This window comes from Streptomyces sp. NPDC055966, from assembly GCF_042269865.1.
Lineage (GTDB): Bacteria > Actinomycetota > Actinomycetes > Streptomycetales > Streptomycetaceae > Streptomyces.
In genome coordinates, this window is the sequence record NZ_JBHJYK010000001.1 from 867,776 (window position 1) to 883,618 (window position 15,843).

Consider the following 15,843-nt stretch of genomic DNA (forward strand, 5'->3'; position numbering starts at 1 on the left):
CGCGCCCAGAGTGGCATCCTGCCCCTACCTGCGGCGGGAAAGCCAATCCGGCACCCGTAGGAGTCGTGAGAACACCCTGGGGAGTCACACGAAAAGCGCCCGCTCGGCGTCACCCTAGAGCGCGCCCGGCACCGGCCGGTTCCACGACGCGCCGATGCAGGGGCCGCCGTGGTGATCCTCACAGCCCCTGCACAGTACGACACGCCGTCACCGGGGCGTCGCCCGGGCGCCTTTCGGCTGTCACCCGGGCGGCCCCTGGAGCGTCGGTCAGACCGTCGCGCCCGCGGCCTTCGCCGCGTCGCGCACCGCGCCCGCGACCGCGCCCGCGACCTTGTCGTTGAAGACGCTCGGGATGATGTAGTTCGGGTTCAGCTCGTCCTCGGTCACCACGTCGGCGAGAGCCTTCGCGGCGGCGAGCATCATCTCGGTGTTGACGGTGCGGGACTGGGCGTCCAGCAGGCCGCGGAAGACACCCGGGAAGACCAGCACGTTGTTGATCTGGTTCGGGAAGTCGGAGCGGCCGGTGGCCACGACGGCGGCCGTCTGGCGGGCGACCGCCGGGTCGACCTCGGGGTCCGGGTTCGCGAGCGCGAACACGATGGCGCCGTCGGCCATGGCGGCCACGTCGTCGCCGTCGAGGACGTTCGGGGCGGAGACGCCGATGAAGACGTCGGCGCCGCGCACGGCCTCCTTCAGGGTGCCGGTCAGGCCCTCGGGGTTGGTGTTGTCGGCGATCCAGCGCAGCGCCGAGCCGGCCGGGGCGTCCACCAGGTCCGCGCGGCCGGCGTGCACGACGCCGTGGATGTCGGCGACGACGGCGTTCTTGACGCCCGCGGCGAGCAGCAGCTTGAGGATGGCCGTACCGGCCGCGCCGGCGCCGGACATGACGACCCGGATGTTCTCGATGGCCTTGTCCGCGACGCGCAGGGCGTTGGTCAGGGCGGCGAGGACGACGATCGCGGTGCCGTGCTGGTCGTCGTGGAAGACGGGGATGTCGAGGGCCTCGCGCAGGCGGGCCTCGATCTCGAAGCAGCGCGGCGCGGAGATGTCCTCCAGGTTGATGCCGGCGAAGCCGGGGGCGATCGCCTTGACGATCTCCACGATCGCGTCGGTGTCCTGGGTGTCCAGGCAGATCGGCCAGGCGTCGATGCCGGCGAAGCGCTTGAAGAGGGCCGCCTTGCCCTCCATGACGGGCAGCGCGGCCTTCGGGCCGATGTTGCCGAGGCCGAGCACGGCGGAGCCGTCCGTCACGACCGCAACGGAGTTGCGCTTGATGGTGAGGCGGCGGGCGTCCTCGGGGTTCTGGGCGATCGCCATGCAGACGCGGGCCACACCCGGCGTATAGACCATGGACAGGTCGTCACGGTTGCGGATGGGGTGCTTGGACTGCATCTCGATCTTGCCGCCGAGGTGCATCAGGAACGTACGGTCGGAGACCTTGCCGAGGGTGACGCCCTCGATGCCCTTGAGCTTCTCGACGATCTCCTCCGCGTGGGCCGTGGAGGTGGCCGCGATGGTGACGTCGATACGGAGCTTCTCGTGGCCGGACGCGGTGACGTCGAGGCCGGTCACCGAGCCTCCGGAGGACTCCACAGCGGTGGTGAGCTGCGAGACGGCGGTTCCGCTCGCGGGCACCTCCAGCCGGATGGTCATCGAGTAGGAGACGCTGGGCGCCGTTGCCATGGCCGACTTCCTCTGCTTTCACCGTGTCGCGAGTTGTGCCGTCCGATCGTCGCACCTACCCGTGAGTACGTGATAGTCGCCTCGGATTGCGGACGTTTTGTTCATGAGCGGTGCCTGGTTTCGGAAAACCACTTCCACCATACGAGAGTTGATCGGGCAAAGAAAGAGACCCACGTCACAACTGACGTGGGTCTCTCTCACGTGTACGACACCGACCCGCCATGCTCGCCTCGCGGCAAGTGGTCGCTCGTAGCGACAAAGGTTGGGCCCGGGGGCTTGGATCGGGCCGGTGCCGTACCCAGGCTAACAAACGGATGCCCAGGGCCATTCCTCCTGCGGGGAGTTCACAGGAAAGTCAGTCCCTCAGCAGATCCGGCACGCCGGCCGCGTCGGGCTCGTCCCGGTCCCCCGAGACCACCGTCAGCTGCTGGGTCGCCCTGGTCAGCGCCACGTACAGCACGCGCAGCCCGGCCGGGGACTCGTCGGCGATCTCCGCCGGCGAGACGACCACCGTCGCGTCGTACTCCAGCCCCTTGGCCTCCAGGCTGCCGAGCGCCACCACCCGGTCGCCGAGCCCGGCCAGCCAGCGCCGGGCCTCCTGGCGCCGGTTCATGGCGACGACGACGCCGACCGTGCCGTCGACCAGGTCCAGCAGCCGCTCGGCCTCCGCGCGCACGGTCCGCTCCAGGGAGTCCGGTACGACAGTGCTGTGTCCGTTGTTCGTTGTCACAAAACGCGGTTCGACACCGGTGGACCGCACGGCGGACGGCGCCTTCGAGCCGGGCATCGCGAGGGCGAGGACCCTGGCGGCCAGCTCGGCGATCTCGGCCGGGTTGCGGTAGTTCACGGTGAGCTGGAAGCGGCGCCGGGGCCGGGTGCCGAGGGCCTCGTCGCGGGCCTCGGCCGCCTCGTCCGGGTCGGACCAGGAGGACTGGGCCGGGTCCCCGACGACCGTCCAGGTGGCGTGCCGGCCGCGGCGGCCGACCATCCGCCACTGCATCGGCGTCAGGTCCTGCGCCTCGTCCACGATGACGTGCGCGTACTCGGTGCGCTCCTGGGCGAGGCGCTCGGCCCGCTCCCGCTGGCTCTCCTCGCGCACCGGCATCAGCTCCTCCAGCCCGGTGAGCTGGTCCAGCGGGTCCAGCTCGCGCTTCTTGCGGGGGCGGGCCGGGACACCGAGGATCGCCTGGAGCTCGTCCAGCAGGGCGATGTCGTGCACGGAGTGGCCGTCGCGCTTCAGGGAGCGGGCGACCTTGCGGACCTCCCCGGGGTTGAGGATCCGGCGCGCCCACCGGCCGAGCCGCTTCTCGTCGGCCATGGCCGCGAGGACCTGCCTCGGGGTCAGCTCGGGCCACCAGGCGTCGAGGAAGCCGGTGAAGGAGTCCTCGGAGGTGACGTCCTCGTCGAAGGAGGAGCGCAGCTCGGCGGCCAGCTCCGGGTCGGAGTGCCGGGCGGCCCCGCCGGACTGCGCCCACAGGGCGTCCAGCAGCAGCTTGCGGGCGCGCGGGCGCAGCAGGTTGACGGGCGCGGTGCCGCCGAGGGCGGTCCGGCGGACGCGGTCCAGATCGGCCGCCTCCAGCTCCAGGCGCCGCCCGAAGGCGACGACGCGCAGCCGGGTGGGGGTCGCGGCCGCGGTCCACCGCCCGGTGTCCTCGTCCTCGTCGGGGGCGTCGAGGGCGAGCTGTTCCGCGGGCGCGGGGGTGCCCAGCTCCAGGGCGCCCCGGGCGGCCTTCCGCAGCACCTTCAGCATCCGGTACGAACCCTTGGCGCGGGCCACGGACGGGGAGTCGTACAACGTGGCCTCGGCGCCGTCGACCAGCGAGCCGATCGCGCGGATGGCGACCTGCCCCTCCTCGCCGAGCGAGGGCAGCACGCCCTCGGTGTAGGCGACGAGCAGCGGGGTCGGCGAGACGATGAGGATGCCGCCGGAGTAGCGCCGCCGGTCCTGGTAGAGGAGATAGGCGGCCCGGTGCAGCGCGACGGCGGTCTTGCCCGTCCCCGGCCCGCCCTCCACGTAGGTGACCGAGGCGGCGGGCGCCCGGATCACGAGGTCCTGCTCGGCCTGGATGGAGGAGACGATGTCCCGCATGGTGTGGCTGCGGGCCTGGCCGAGGGCGGCCATCAGGGCGCCGTCGCCGATGACCGCCAGCTGCCGGCCGTCGAGGCGGGCGGTCAGCTCGGGCCGCATGAGGTCGTCCTCGACGCCGAGCACACGGCGCCCCTTGGACCGGATGACCCGGCGCCGCACGACCCGGCCGGGGTCGACCGGGGTGGAGCGGTAGAACGGCGCGGCGGCGGGCGCCCGCCAGTCGATGACCAGCGGCGCGTAGTCCGCGTCCAGGACGCCGATACGCCCGATGTGCAGGGTCTCGGCGATGTCGGCGGTGCCGTCCTCGCGCACGGCGCCCTCGGCCGGCTCCACCGCCGTGTAGGCCCCGTCGGGCCCCTTCTTCCCGTCCTTGCCGAGCAGGAGGTCGATCCGCCCGAAGAGGAAGTCCTCGAACTCGTTGTTGAGCCGGTTCAGGTGGATGCCGGCGCGGAAGACCTGGGCGTCGCGCTCGGCCAGCGCGCCCGGGGTGCCGACCTGGCCGCGCTGGGCCGCGTCGTTCATCAGGAACTCGGCCTCGTGGATCTTCTCCTCAAGACGCCGGTACACCCGGTCCAGGTGTTCCTGTTCGACGCTGATCTCCCGGTCACGGACGGAATCGTGTGCGCCGTGTACCGAGCCGACCGCGGACTGCTGAACCTGAGCGGCCACCGGGCCCCCTTCTGACGTGCCAAGCAGCCGTCAACCGTACGCGAAGGGGGCCCGTCAAAGCTACGGCACGGCCGTAGCGGCCGCGGCGGGCGTCATACGCCCACCTGCACGAGCTTCTTGCCGTCGAAGGTCACGACCTCGAAGTGGTCGATCTCGTTCGGCTTGAAGGCCGTGGCGCCGCCGATGTACAGGGGCTTCTTGGACTCCTCGGTCTTCGCGTCCGGGATGCCGTAGCCCCAGTCCGGGACGGACCACGACGACATGGTCACGCGCTGGCCGTTCTTCGCGACGGCCACCAGGGAGCACTTGAGCGGGCCCTTGACGTTCTTCAGCTCCAGGACCGCCTGGGTGCCCCAGTCCTTCTGCTCCGTGCCGATGGTCGCGCTGGCGCCGGACGACGCGTCGGTCGCCGACTGCTTGTCGGCCATGGCGGAGAAGGTCGTCTGCGCGGACGAGGCCGTCACCTGCCCGCCGCCGGAGCCGCCGCTGTTCGCGGCGACGGCGGCCAGCGGCCCGGCGATGATCAGCGCGGCGGCCGCGGCGATCATGTAGAAGGAGCGGCGCCGCTTCTGGGCACGCTTCTCCGCGACCTCGTCGACCAGTCTCTCCACCAGCCGCGGAGTGGGCCTGGCGGACAGCGAGTCACCGATCGACGGCGTGCTGCCGGAGCCCGGCAGATCCGCGAGCGCGGCGAGCATCGGCTCCATCCCGGCCAGCTCGTCGAGCTGCTGGGCGCACCACTCGCAGCCCGCGAGATGGGCCTCGAAAGCGGTTGCCTCGGCGTCGTCGAGAATCCCGAGGGCATAGGCGCCGACCGTCTCGTGCTCGCTGGGCACCGAAGATCCTGAACCGGGACTCATGGGCCCAGACATACCCGGACCACCAGGGCCAAATCCCTGAACTCCCCCGTAACCGTTGCTCATCACGCCGTCACCCCCCGCTCCTCCAGTGCCAGCTTCATCGACCGCAGGGCGTAGAACACCCGGGAGCGGACCGTGCCACTGGGTATGCCAAGCGTCTCGGCCGCCTCATTGACCGTACGCCCCTTGAAGTACGTCTCGACGAGGACCTCCCGGTGGGCCGGGGTCAGGTCGTCGAGCGCGTCCGACAGCGTCATCAGCCACAGCGCCTTGTCGATCTCGTCCTCCGCGGGGATGACCTCCAGCGGCGACGGATCGACCTCCTGCGGCCGGGCCTGCCGGCTGCGGTGGCCGTCGATGACGATGCGGCGTGCGACCGTCACCAGCCAGGGGCGTACCGAACCGGTCGCCCGATTGAGCTGACCGGCGTTCTTCCAGGCACGGATGAGTGTTTCCTGTACGACGTCCTCAGCGCGCTGCCGGTCACCGGCGACCAGCCGCAGGACATACGCGAGCAGAGGTCCGGCGTGCTCTCGATACAGCGCACGCATCAGCTCCTCATCCGGTTCCGAGGGCTGTGATGAGGACATGCGATGTCGGGCCCTCGATCCACGTTCATTGGCCACGGCCGCATCCTTGCGCACGCCCACCTCCGGTGTCCGGGGGTTCCCCCAGTCGGTCGCTCGCCCACCCGTACGGAAGCGAGGGGTGACGTGTTCAAACGGAAGCCACAGATTTCTTGGGGGTGGTGCGACGAGCGGGACATGCACGCACATTCCCACCGCATGATCTTTACATTTCCGACACATCGCCGGGGGTGGTCGCGGGACGGCCGAGCTGCCCGGCCGGGACCTCCGGGAAACCCGGTGTTACGCAAATCACGTGGGAAAAGGGGGCGTCACCCCGCTCAGGCACGGGCGAGGGCGGCCCGCCGCCGGTGCCGGGCCACCCGCTCCCGGTTCCCGCAGACCTCGCTGGAGCACCAGCGCCGGCGGCGCCCCCGGGACGTGTCGAGGTACACGAGCGAGCAGTTGTCGCCCTCGCACTCCCGGACGGCCGCCCGGGCGACGGGATCGGTGAGCAGCTCGACGGCGTCCCGGGCGACGAGCGCGAGCAGCTCCGCGCAGGAGGGCGGGGCCGCCAACTCCCGTACGAGGTCCCCGCTGTGCGTGCGTACGGCGCGGGGCGCGGGGGTCGCGGCCCGGGCGAGGTCGTTGACCTGCCGCAGCGCGCGTTCGTACGGGACGGTGTCGAAGGGGTGCGGAGCGCGCACCAACGGCCCGATGCACGACCGCAGTTTCCTGAACCCCTGCACCCAGTGCCCCTCGGCATGCGCCAGCGGCGTACCGCCCGGCACCAGTCCGACACCCCCGATCCAGGCACGCAACGCCCCGACGCCGTCCAGCCGTTCGACCGGATGCGAGGTGGCGAGGAGATCGAGACAGATGCGTCCGGCGTCGAAGCGCAACTCGTACGGGGGCGTGGCCGTACCCAGTGCCATGTGCCTGTCACCGCCTAGGCAGGAACCGTGGGGACTCTCCGTGAGGGCTCCTCTTCACAGTGCCCGCCCGGACGCCGGGCCGGAACCCCTCGTACCGGCTGGACGCGCACGTATGCGCGAACACACCCGCGGGGACGCGCACCCCGGCTTCCCTCCGGACCTGTCCGCAATTCACCGGGGCGGCGAGTCAACCACCGTTCCCCCACAGCTCTCTTTCACGGCGAACACATCCGTGCGTCACCGATGAAACGAGGTCCCCGTGAAGCAATCCGGCAGAAGCCGCGGACGGGCGGCCATAGCCCTCCCCCTCGCGGCGCTGGCCCTGTCCCTCTCCTTCGTCTCTGCCCCCTCCGCCGTCGCGTCGCCGCGACCGGCGCTCACGACGTCGGCGATCGAGAAGCGGCAGGAGACGCTCGACAAGATCGCCGGACAGATCACCGAGGGGCTGTCCGAGTCGGACCGCGCCAGGATCCCCGGTTTCGCCGACATCGAGGTCGACCCCCTCCACGACAGCCTGCGCCTGCACTGGAAGGGCAGCCCGCCCGAGCGGGTGCGGCACATCCTCGCCCACCTGCCCGCGGGCGTACGCGCCTCCGTCCTCCCGGCCCGCTACTCCAAGGCCGACCTGCACGCGGCCCGCGACAGGCTCCTGCACGGCGGACGCCCCGCCGATCTGCACCTCCCCGGCGCCGCGGCGCCCCTTCGCATCACGAGCGTCGGCCCCGCGGTCGACGGAAGCGGACTGCAGATCGGCTACGACGAGGACCGGGGCGCGGGCAGGAGCGACCGGCTGGACCCGCTGGCGTCGGCTGCCCGCCAGGACCGGTCGAGCGAGGTCGCGGCGGTCACCGGCCGCCTGACCGGGGTCCGCACCACCGTGGCCTACCAGCCGTTGAGCGTGGACCTCTCCTCGCGCCAGGAGGACGGCAGCCCGTGGCAGGGAGGCGCGGCCGTACGCAATCCGGGCGGGGGCATCTGCTCCAGCTCGTTCGCCGTCAGGACGTCCGGCGGGCAGTACGAGCTGAGCACGGCCTACCACTGCGACGGTCGCGGCGGTGTGTGGCACACCTACCAGGGCGGCAAGGTCATCGGCACCACCGACGCCGCCCAGCGACTCGCCTCGGACGACGCCCTGGGCATCACGTTGCCCTCCGGCCGGTCGGCCGGGCGCCTGTACGACGGCCCGGCGAGCGAGACCGACGGGTACTCCAAGCCGGTCAGCGGCTGGGGCCACAACAACGTGGGCGACTACGTCTGCACCGACGGCGCCAACTCCGGTGTGCACTGCGGTGTGCAGATCGCCGAGACGGACATCGGGGTCACGGGAGCGAACGGCGTCTACCGGCCGGACACCGACCTCGCCTACTCCACGTCACGCACGAAGGACCACATCGCGGCGGCGAACGGCGACAGCGGCGGTCCGGTCTTCGCCGGCGCGAACAACTACACCTCGGACGAGGCACGCGGCATGATCACGGCCCTCGACCGCACCGTGACCTGCCCGTCCTCGGAGTACGTCCTCGACAGCGGCGTGCGCACGCCGTGGTGTGTCCAGGGCGTGTACTTCGTACCGATCTCCCAGACCTTGCACGACATGCACTGGACCCTGGTCACCCAGTGACCGCCGGCTGAGCGACCGGTGGGCCGTCGAGCCGGATCGGCGGCCCACCGCACGCGCGGAGGAACGTGACCGTGACCGAGAGACGCCGACGGCGCCTGTGCGCGGCCGTGGCACTGGTCTGCCTGATCGCGGTCGTGGCCGGCTGGGCACTCCGGCACCGCTCGCACACCTACGACGCGGCCGTACCCGGCGATGTGCCGCGGCACGCCGGGCTGCCCGAGAACGGCGGTCCGTGACCTGGTACGCCGCCGGATACACCATCGAAGTCGACGCAGGCGACCAGCTCCTGGCCGAAGAGCAGTTCCTCGAAGTCGCCGATCACGTCAGTCCGTGACAGACGATCGGACCGCCACACGCGACCATCACGGATTCATCACCTCTTCCGCACATCAGTCACATGTCTCACGCCACGGGACTAACTTCGTCGCTCCCAAAACTTCCTGGGGGGACGAATGACCAGCCCATACAGCCCATACATGCCGCCGCCACCCACCCCGCCGGTCCGCCCGGCTCCGAAGTGGGCCCGGAAGCGCTACGTACTGCCCGTGATCGGCTTCGCCTTCCTCCTGGGAATCGGCGCGGGCGCCGGCGGCCGGCCCAGCGACGGCAACAGCGTGAAGACAGCGGCCAGTCAGCCCCGGCCGACCGCGACCGTCACCGTCACCGCCACGGCGACAGCCACCGCGAAGCCCGCGCCTGGACCGACCGTGACGAAGACGGTCGAGGCGACGGTGACGGTCACCGCCCAGGCATCGACCGACAACAGCTCCGGTTCCGGTGACGGCAGCTCAGGCGATACTGGCAGCCAGAGCGCATCAGGCACCTGCCCCATCGTCTCCAACGCGGGGAACTGCTACTCCGCCGGCGAGTTCTGCCGCAACAGCGACCACGGAGCGACGACGACGGACGCCTCCGGCACGAGCATCACGTGCGCCCCCAGTGGGAGCAGATGGCGCTGGACATACTCCTGACCGGTGGGGCTGCGAGTCGCCGTCCTTGCTTGACGCTGGACGAGGTCACGCCAGGGATTGCGGCGCACAGCTTCACGATCGCCGGACGGTCGGTGAACTCCTCGTCATCCGGCGCGAGTTCGCCGTCACGGTGGGGCCGGTCAGGTGGTGCTCGACACGGCCGCCGTGATCATTCGTCGTGCCCGCGATCGAGGTTCAGGCAGAGCGCCCAGACGTCGGAGTAGGTGTTCGGTGAGGGGGATCCCCCGACGTGGATGTCCGCCGTCCAAGATGCGGCCGTGCTGGTCCGGTCACTGACCGGCGTGCCATCGGAGTCGCTGGGGAAGCTTCCGATGAGGTGGGTTCCGCCCGAACCTGCCTTGGTGAAGTCGGTCGTCGTCACGTTGCCTCCGCTGGCGGCAGCGCCCCCGCTGACCAACACGTGGTCCTCCCTCCCGTTGTCGCGTTCCCCGGCCTGGTCGGTGCAGCCGACGGTTGCCGTCTGGCTCGTGCCCGCTGTGGTCGGGCCGCTCAGCTCGCGGAAGTGGACGGTGGTGGTGACGCCTCGGACGTTGACGCCGTCTCCACTGCAGATCGCATAGGCGTATGTCGTGTTGTCGCTGTCGCGTCCGCTGCCGATTCCTCCGACGGCGGTCCAGGAGTCGGGGTTGGTTTCCCCCTCAGCAGCGGCCTTCTGGCCGAAGTCGTGTGCGGCGTCGTCGAAGGTGGGGAAGCCGGCGATGGGCTTGAGGCTGCCGACGCCGGCGGGGGTGGTCCGGGCGCCGCCACCGAGCAGGAGAGTGCCGGCCGGGCAGGTGGCCACGACGGTTTTCGCCGTCTGTCCTTCGGAGGGTCCGGCGATCTTGTTCATGACCACCTGGGTGTGCCTGATCCGGTTGCTGGAAAGGCACACCGCGAAGGGGGTGGTGGAGAACTCGGGGCTGGAGTTGCTCCCGCTTCCGCCGAATGCGAGCCAGTGCTTTACGTCGGTGCCGACGACCCCGGTCGTGCCGGTGTATTCGGTGACGCCGTCGGGGCTGGGCGCGATACCCATCACGTGGTTGCCGTTCCCTGCCCTGTCGCTGCCGGTGTTCTGGTCGATCCCGCCGCCGGAGACGAGACCTTGGCCGCAGTCCGCGTGGGACGAGACACCGGTGAAGGGCGTTGCGGGGCCCATGGTGGGTCCGGGGGTCGTCACGGTGGTGCTTGCGGTGTCGGCGTACGCGATCTCCGGCACCGCCACGGCGAGCAGGGCGCCCGGGATCAGTATCTTCGCCAGGACGGATTTCCGGGAAAGCCTCTTCTGCATCGGATTCTGCCTTTCTGGTGTCAACGCGGTGAACGTGGCGACGGGCCGGGCGATCTGCGGGCGGGCTGCCAGGGTGCGTACCCGCCCGCAGGTCGACGGTGCCGGTGGCTCAGACGCCGTCGTTGGCGCACAGCGCCCAGACGTCGGAGTGGTTGGTCGTCGACGTCATCCCGCCGGTGTGAGCGAACGCCGTCCAGGACGCCGCCGTCGTGGTCCCGTCACTGACGGGGTTGCCGCTGGAGTCGCTCGGGAAGCTGCCGTTGAGGTGGTCGCCGGCCGAGCCCGGTCCGGTGAAGTCGGTGGTGGTCACGTTGCCCCCGCTGATGGCGGCGCCCCCGCTCACCAGGTTTCCGTCCCCGACGCCGCAGCCGACGGTGGTGTTCTGGCCTGTGCTCCCGGTGTTCGGGCCGTTCGCCTCGCTGTAGCGGACGTTCACGGTGACACCACTGACGTTGATGCCGCTGCCGCTGCAGACCGCGTAGGCGTAGGTCTCGTTGCCGGCGTTGGCGCTGCTGTCCCACCCGACGGCACTCCAGGAGTCGGGGTTGGTCTCTCCGTTCGCTGCGGCCTTCTTGCCGAAGTCGTGCGCGGAGTTGTTGAAGGTGGGGAAGCTGGCGATCGCCTTGAAGTTTCCGGTATTGCCAGGTGCGACCAGGGCGCCGCCACCGAGCAGGGCCGTGTTGGCCGGGCAGGTCGCCGTCACCAGACCCGTCGTCGTCGCGGTGGTGGGCGCGTTGACTTTGTTCATGACGACCTGGGTGTGACTGATCAGGTTGCTGGTGAGGCACACCGCGTCAGGGGTGGTGGAGAAGGAGGAGTTGACCTGCCCTCCGCTGCCGCCCTTCGCTGTCCAGTACGTCACGTCGGTACCGACAACCCCGGTCGAGCCGGTGTATTCGGTGGCACCGTCCGAGCTGGGCTCGGTGCCCAGCACGTGGTTGCCGTTCACCCCCGTACCGGTGCCGATGGCCTGGTCGATCCCGCCGCCGGAGATGAGACCGTTGGTGCAGTGGGCACTGGTGGAGATCGAAGAGTCGATGGTTGTGGGTCCGAGGGTGGCGCCGGGGGTTCGCACGGTGACGCTCACGGTGTTGGCGTACGCGGCCCCTGGCGCCGCCAGGACCAATAGGGCCCCTATGACCAGTGCTTTTCCTGCGGCGAAGCGTCGTAGAGACGTCTGTGCCATCGAATTCTCCCTTTGTGGGTCGGCCGGGGGTGGAAACGGTGCACACGCCAGTCGCCACAGGAAATGCCTCGGCTGCCGCGGCACGGGCTGCCACAGGGCCGGGCGTCGCCGGGCTGTCGGGGATCACCACAACACCCGCTGCAGGACGTGGCCATGTGCGCAGATCTACGCCAGCTCCTCCGTGTTCGGGGGCTTGATGGCGGAGCCGATTGAAGCAGCGACCCGAGGGCACGCACTACTGGTCTCCAGCACGAAAAGACGACAGCTCTCGGCTGGGTCATTGGATAAGGGAACAGGGTGATCGTGGGGGTACCCACCGAGTGCACGCCCGCGCAGAGCCTTCAGCTACTGCTGTGACCGCACAGGTTGGCCGGGTTGGCGGTCAGGAAGGGCAGAGGCCCTTTCGGGGTGATCAGCTGTCCGCTTTCGCCGCGTACTGGACGAAGTCCGTCCAGGTGGTGGGGGTGACGGCGAGGTGGGGGGTGATGGGGGTCTTGGAGTCGCGGATGTGGACGGTGGTGGGGGTGGGGGCTATTTCGACGCAGTTGGAGGCGTCGCCGCTGTAGGTGGACTTCTGCCAGGTGAGTTCGGGCATGGCGGGTTCCTCAGAGTTCCTGGGCGATGCGGTGGATGAGGTCTCGGGAGGTTTCGGGACTGAGAGCGCTGGCCGCCATACGATCGACCACCGCGCGGTACTTGCCCAACTGCGCCTCCCCGTCCAGGAATTCGCAGCCGTGGTGGGAGTCCAGCTGAACCGTGTCGAGTTGGGGCACCGCTCCCGCGACGTAGTCGATCCCCTGGCCGGTGCCGTGGAAGCTCGCCTCGCCGAAGGGGATCACGCGGAGCGTGACGTGTGGGAGTTCGCTCATGGTCGAGAGGTGCGCGAGCTGAGCCCGGGCTACGTCCCGGCCGCCGAACCCCATCCTGAGGGCTGCCTCATGAACGGTCGCCGTGTAGGGGGTGGGCTCGGCTCGGTGAAGGATGGCCTGTCGCTTCATGCGGTGAGTGAGGCGGTGCTCGATCTCGTACTGGTGGAGCGGCGGGAAGACCGTACGGAAGAGTGCGCGAGCGTGGTCCGTGGTCTGTAGCAGGGCGGGGATGTGGATGACCAAGGCCACCCTCAACTCGTGGGCGTAGTGCTCCAGTTCCGCCAGGTCGATCAGTCCGACGGGCAGATGATCCCGGTACTCGTCCCACCAGCCACGCTTGCGCCCGCCGGTCATCGCGGCGAGGGCTTCGACCAGCTCCGTGTCCGCGCAGCTGTACGTGCGGGCGAAGGTGCGTACGCGGTCGGCACTCACGGCGTAACGGCCCGACTCGATGTTGCTGACCTGTGCCTGCTTGAGACCGAGCAGCCCCGCAGCGGCGGTGGACGTGAGCCCGGAGTGCTCCCTGAGCTTGCGCAGCTCGGCACCGAGGCGCTGCTGGCGCAAGGTCGGGATGGTACTGGGCGGCACTGAACCCTCTCTCGTCATTGCGTCACCCACAGGAAGGAATTATCAAGCCTTCCTCTCGTTCGATGTTAATTATGACATCGCGACGCCCTATGGTGAGTTCCACCTCGTCCAACTCCCCTCGCCCACAAGCCGGAAGCGCACCTCTCCAGGCAGAGCCACCGCCGGGCGGAGTCGTTGAGCGAGCCCGAAGTCCCTTCTCTCGTCGGAGGTTTTCATGGGCACCGTATCCCTGCCCGACACCTGGGTGTACGCCCTTCGCCTGCCCCATGATCCCCGCGCGGCACGCGTCGCACGTATGACCGTACGGGCCGTTCTCCGCGGGCATGGGAGACCCGAAGTGCTGGACGCCGTCGAGCTGTTGGCCTCCGAGCTGGTCAGCAACGCGTACCGGCATACCAACGGGCCCGCTTCTCTACGGCTCACTGCCCTCGTCGGCGGGCGGATTCGGGTTGCGGTCTGGGACAGTCATCCGCGGATCCCCGCCCCCTTCGGAGAGCCGCCGAAAGACCGGTTGCCGCCCCTCCCGGCGGACGCCGAATGCGGGCGCGGGCTGCGGCTCGTGCCGGAGTACGCCGACTGTTGGGGCGGCCTCCATCTCGGTGACGGACCACTGGAACGCGGCGCCGGGAAGCTGCTGTGGTTCGAGGTGGGACACCAGCCGATCCCCGTGGCGCCCAGTACCGTGGGGCGCAGGAAGCTGAGCGCGTGAGCACAGGGAGCCGCCTCATGACGACACAACCGGACCACGGCCATGAGCTGATTCCACGCCCCGAGCGCACTCCGGCGGCTGTCCGCATCGCGCTGGCGCGCATCGCCCCGCACCGACTGGGTGAAATGGAGCAGCACAAGGAGCAGGCTCTCGGGGCCGCTCTCCAGGACGGAAAGATCGGCCATCTCCAGTACTGGCTGACCTACTGGCAGGCGCAGGTGGAGATCGAACGGCGGCCTGACCTGCGCTCCCGCTACCAGGCCGCCCTTGTCTCCGTACACAACACGGAGAGCAAGGACGACCCCGCGTTTCACGCGGCCATGGCCGAACTCCGCGCGGTCGAGACGGAGGCCCGGCAGGCGGTGTCTCCATGACGTGGCGGTGGGAGTACGACCCGAACGAGGAGCACGTCATCGGCGGCGCTCCGCCCGCCTTCGTCGCCGAGGTCGAGAAGCAGGCCGACGAGCTGGTACGGGCCGCGGCCGCGTTCTACCTCGACGGCGCCTCGTACCAGGAAGCGGGTCCGAAGGGCAACGTCGCCCATGTCCCCGGCGGATTCTTCCTGTACTTGATCGTCCCGCGGCACGAGTGCCTGTACATCCACCAGGCGACGTACGTGTGAGTGGCGCCACTTCGCCTCACGCGTCCGCGTACTTCGCGTCCGCCGCCGGGTCCAGGGCCAGCCGGTAGCCGCGCTTGACCACCGTCTGGATCAGTTTCGGGGCGCCGAGGGCTGTGCGGAGGCGGGCCATCGCCGTCTCCACGGCGTGCTCGTCGCGGCCCGCGCCGGGGAGGGTGCGCAGGAGGTCCGAGCGGGAGACCACCCAGCCCGGGCGGCGGGCGAGGGCGCGGAGCAGGGACATGCCGGCCGGCGGGACGGGTTTCAGGTCGCCGTCGAGCAGGACCGCGTGGCCCCGGATCTCCACCCGGTGACCGGCGACCGGCAACGAACGGGCCCGCGCCGGGAGTTCCTGGCACAGCAGTTGCACCAGCGGGCCCAGGCGGAAGCGCTCCGGCTGGACCGTGTCCACGCCGTGCGCCTGGAGGGGGAGGGCCGTCACCGGGCCCACGCAGGCCGGGAGGACGTCGTGGGAGAGGGCGGAGAGCAGCTCCGGGAGAAGGCCCCTGTCCTCGGCGCGCGACAGCAGCGACGCCGCCGCCGGGGCGCTCGTGAAGGTCAGCGCGTCCAGCGAGCGCGCGATCGTCGCGCCCAGCAGACGGTCCAGCGGAGTCGTGTCCTCCGGGGGCATCCAGCGGTACACCGGGACCGGGAGGACGTCCGCTCCCCCGGCCCGGAGCGATTCGACGAAGCCGGGGAGCGGTTCGCCGTGGAGTTGTACGGCGATACGGCGGCCGTCCACGCCCTCCTCCAGGAGGCGGTCCAGGACCTCCGCCATGGATTCCGAGGACGGGGACCACTCCTCCGTCAGGCCGGCCGCGCGGATCGCGCCCTTGACCTTCGGGCCGCGGGCCAGCAGTTCCGCCTCCCGGAGACGGGCGAGGAGAGGGTCGCCCAGGCCCCAGCCCTCGGCCGCCTCCACCCAGCCCCGGAAGCCGATGGCGGTCGTGGCCACGACGGTGTCCGGGGCCTGGTCGATGATCTCCTTCGTCGCGGCGAGGAGTTCCCCGTCGTCGGCGAGCGGCACGATCCGCAGGGCGGGCGCGTGCAGGACCGCGGCGCCGCGCCGCTGGAGCAGCGCGCTCAGCTCCTCGGCCCGGCGCGCGGCGGTGACGCCCACGGTGAATCCCGCGAGCGGACCGTGCTCGGGATGCTGCTGGTCTTCGTGGTACATGGCTCTCCTCGCCGAC

General features: G+C 70.3%; 16 protein-coding genes. 6 read left to right on the forward strand and 10 right to left on the reverse strand.

All coding sequences use genetic code 11. From position 1 onward, the window contains the following. Positions 1-267 precede the first annotated feature (267 nt). From ACFC8N_RS04055 to ACFC8N_RS04075, 5 genes are all read right to left on the reverse strand, one after another. On the reverse strand, positions 268-1,683 hold the full coding sequence (locus ACFC8N_RS04055) for an NAD-dependent malic enzyme (protein ID WP_356031628.1): 1,416 nt from the start codon (positions 1,681-1,683) through the stop codon (positions 268-270). A 355-nt stretch (positions 1,684-2,038) separates the two neighbouring features. Continuing rightward, positions 2,039-4,441, reverse strand: a complete 2,403-nt coding sequence (locus ACFC8N_RS04060; protein WP_376286124.1) for a HelD family protein — start codon at positions 4,439-4,441, stop codon at positions 2,039-2,041. 92 nt (positions 4,442-4,533) lie between these two features. Beyond that, positions 4,534-5,313 carry a zf-HC2 domain-containing protein gene (locus ACFC8N_RS04065; RefSeq protein WP_356031632.1) on the reverse strand — a complete coding sequence of 260 codons (780 nt, stop codon included), beginning with the start codon at positions 5,311-5,313 and terminating at the stop codon, positions 4,534-4,536. A 50-nt stretch (positions 5,314-5,363) separates the two neighbouring features. After that, the gene (locus ACFC8N_RS04070; RefSeq protein WP_079173430.1) at positions 5,364-5,951 is read right to left on the reverse strand and encodes a sigma-70 family RNA polymerase sigma factor; all 588 of its coding nucleotides are present in this window, start codon (positions 5,949-5,951) and stop codon (positions 5,364-5,366) included. Positions 5,952-6,208: 257 nt separating this feature from the next. Further along, complete coding sequence (locus ACFC8N_RS04075) at positions 6,209-6,802, reverse strand: CGNR zinc finger domain-containing protein (RefSeq protein ID WP_376286127.1); 594 nt, start codon at positions 6,800-6,802, stop codon at positions 6,209-6,211. Between the two features lie 259 nt (positions 6,803-7,061). Between ACFC8N_RS04075 and ACFC8N_RS04080 the strand changes: the two genes are divergently transcribed. The 3 genes from ACFC8N_RS04080 to ACFC8N_RS04090 all read left to right on the forward strand — a co-directional run bounded on the left by ACFC8N_RS04080 (position 7,062) and on the right by ACFC8N_RS04090 (position 9,394). After that, positions 7,062-8,423 carry a S1 family peptidase gene (locus ACFC8N_RS04080; RefSeq protein ID WP_376286130.1) on the forward strand — a complete coding sequence of 454 codons (1,362 nt, stop codon included), beginning with the start codon at positions 7,062-7,064 and terminating at the stop codon, positions 8,421-8,423. A gap of 71 nt (positions 8,424-8,494) precedes the next feature. Further along, positions 8,495-8,659, forward strand: coding sequence for a hypothetical protein (locus ACFC8N_RS04085; RefSeq protein ID WP_362821286.1), 165 nt, complete (start codon positions 8,495-8,497; stop codon positions 8,657-8,659). Positions 8,660-8,899: 240 nt separating this feature from the next. Continuing rightward, positions 8,900-9,394: a hypothetical protein gene (locus ACFC8N_RS04090; RefSeq protein ID WP_376286133.1), complete on the forward strand. Its 495-nt coding sequence runs from the start codon at positions 8,900-8,902 to the stop codon at positions 9,392-9,394. 169 nt (positions 9,395-9,563) lie between these two features. On the opposite strand, the gene ACFC8N_RS04095 is transcribed toward ACFC8N_RS04090, so the two are convergent. The 4 genes from ACFC8N_RS04095 to ACFC8N_RS04110 form a co-directional block, all read right to left on the reverse strand. After that, positions 9,564-10,682 carry a hypothetical protein gene (locus tag ACFC8N_RS04095; protein WP_376286135.1) on the reverse strand — a complete coding sequence of 373 codons (1,119 nt, stop codon included), beginning with the start codon at positions 10,680-10,682 and terminating at the stop codon, positions 9,564-9,566. A 109-nt stretch (positions 10,683-10,791) separates the two neighbouring features. Beyond that, positions 10,792-11,868: a hypothetical protein gene (locus ACFC8N_RS04100; protein WP_376286138.1), complete on the reverse strand. Its 1,077-nt coding sequence runs from the start codon at positions 11,866-11,868 to the stop codon at positions 10,792-10,794. A 412-nt stretch (positions 11,869-12,280) separates the two neighbouring features. Further along, the gene (locus tag ACFC8N_RS04105; protein ID WP_356031646.1) at positions 12,281-12,463 is read right to left on the reverse strand and encodes a DUF397 domain-containing protein; all 183 of its coding nucleotides are present in this window, start codon (positions 12,461-12,463) and stop codon (positions 12,281-12,283) included. Between the two features lie 10 nt (positions 12,464-12,473). Next, positions 12,474-13,325 (reverse strand): helix-turn-helix domain-containing protein, encoded by an 852-nt coding sequence (locus ACFC8N_RS04110; protein ID WP_376286141.1) that lies wholly within the window; start codon positions 13,323-13,325, stop codon positions 12,474-12,476. A gap of 214 nt (positions 13,326-13,539) precedes the next feature. On the opposite strand from ACFC8N_RS04110, the gene ACFC8N_RS04115 reads away from it, so the two are divergent. Genes ACFC8N_RS04115 through ACFC8N_RS04125 form a run of 3 tightly spaced genes read left to right on the forward strand, consistent with a single transcriptional unit; the run spans position 13,540 to position 14,656 of the window. Then, complete coding sequence (locus ACFC8N_RS04115; RefSeq protein ID WP_362821291.1) at positions 13,540-14,034, forward strand: ATP-binding protein; 495 nt, start codon at positions 13,540-13,542, stop codon at positions 14,032-14,034. Between the two features lie 17 nt (positions 14,035-14,051). Then, entirely contained in the window at positions 14,052-14,408 is a 357-nt protein-coding gene (locus tag ACFC8N_RS04120) for a hypothetical protein (protein WP_376286144.1), read from the forward strand. Then, positions 14,405-14,656 (forward strand): hypothetical protein, encoded by a 252-nt coding sequence (locus ACFC8N_RS04125; RefSeq protein ID WP_376286147.1) that lies wholly within the window; start codon positions 14,405-14,407, stop codon positions 14,654-14,656. Before ACFC8N_RS04120 ends, ACFC8N_RS04125 begins: the two co-directional genes overlap by 4 nt. 16 nt (positions 14,657-14,672) lie before the next feature. Here the strand turns inward: ACFC8N_RS04125 and ACFC8N_RS04130 are convergent, their stop codons facing one another. Beyond that, the gene (locus ACFC8N_RS04130) at positions 14,673-15,827 is read right to left on the reverse strand and encodes a uroporphyrinogen-III synthase (protein WP_376286150.1); all 1,155 of its coding nucleotides are present in this window, start codon (positions 15,825-15,827) and stop codon (positions 14,673-14,675) included. Between the last annotated feature and the right edge of the window lie 16 nt (positions 15,828-15,843).

Excerpts from the sequence above, each read along its gene's own strand:
- ACFC8N_RS04055 (WP_356031628.1), bottom strand. The coding sequence starts at position 1,683 with ATGGCAACGGCGCCCAGCGTCTCCTACTCGATGACCATCCGGCTGGAG.
- ACFC8N_RS04105 (WP_356031646.1), bottom strand. The coding sequence starts at position 12,463 with ATGCCCGAACTCACCTGGCAGAAGTCCACCTACAGCGGCGACGCCTCC.
- ACFC8N_RS04115 (WP_362821291.1), top strand. The coding sequence starts at position 13,540 with ATGGGCACCGTATCCCTGCCCGACACCTGGGTGTACGCCCTTCGCCTG.
- ACFC8N_RS04120 (WP_376286144.1), top strand. The coding sequence starts at position 14,052 with ATGACGACACAACCGGACCACGGCCATGAGCTGATTCCACGCCCCGAG.
- ACFC8N_RS04100 (WP_376286138.1), bottom strand. The coding sequence starts at position 11,868 with ATGGCACAGACGTCTCTACGACGCTTCGCCGCAGGAAAAGCACTGGTC.
- ACFC8N_RS04090 (WP_376286133.1), top strand. The coding sequence starts at position 8,900 with ATGCCGCCGCCACCCACCCCGCCGGTCCGCCCGGCTCCGAAGTGGGCC.
- ACFC8N_RS04065 (WP_356031632.1), bottom strand. The coding sequence starts at position 5,313 with ATGTCTGGGCCCATGAGTCCCGGTTCAGGATCTTCGGTGCCCAGCGAG.
- ACFC8N_RS04130 (WP_376286150.1), bottom strand. The coding sequence starts at position 15,827 with ATGTACCACGAAGACCAGCAGCATCCCGAGCACGGTCCGCTCGCGGGA.
- ACFC8N_RS04125 (WP_376286147.1), top strand. The coding sequence starts at position 14,405 with ATGACGTGGCGGTGGGAGTACGACCCGAACGAGGAGCACGTCATCGGC.
- ACFC8N_RS04095 (WP_376286135.1), bottom strand. The coding sequence starts at position 10,682 with ATGCAGAAGAGGCTTTCCCGGAAATCCGTCCTGGCGAAGATACTGATC.
- ACFC8N_RS04075 (WP_376286127.1), bottom strand. The coding sequence starts at position 6,802 with ATGGCACTGGGTACGGCCACGCCCCCGTACGAGTTGCGCTTCGACGCC.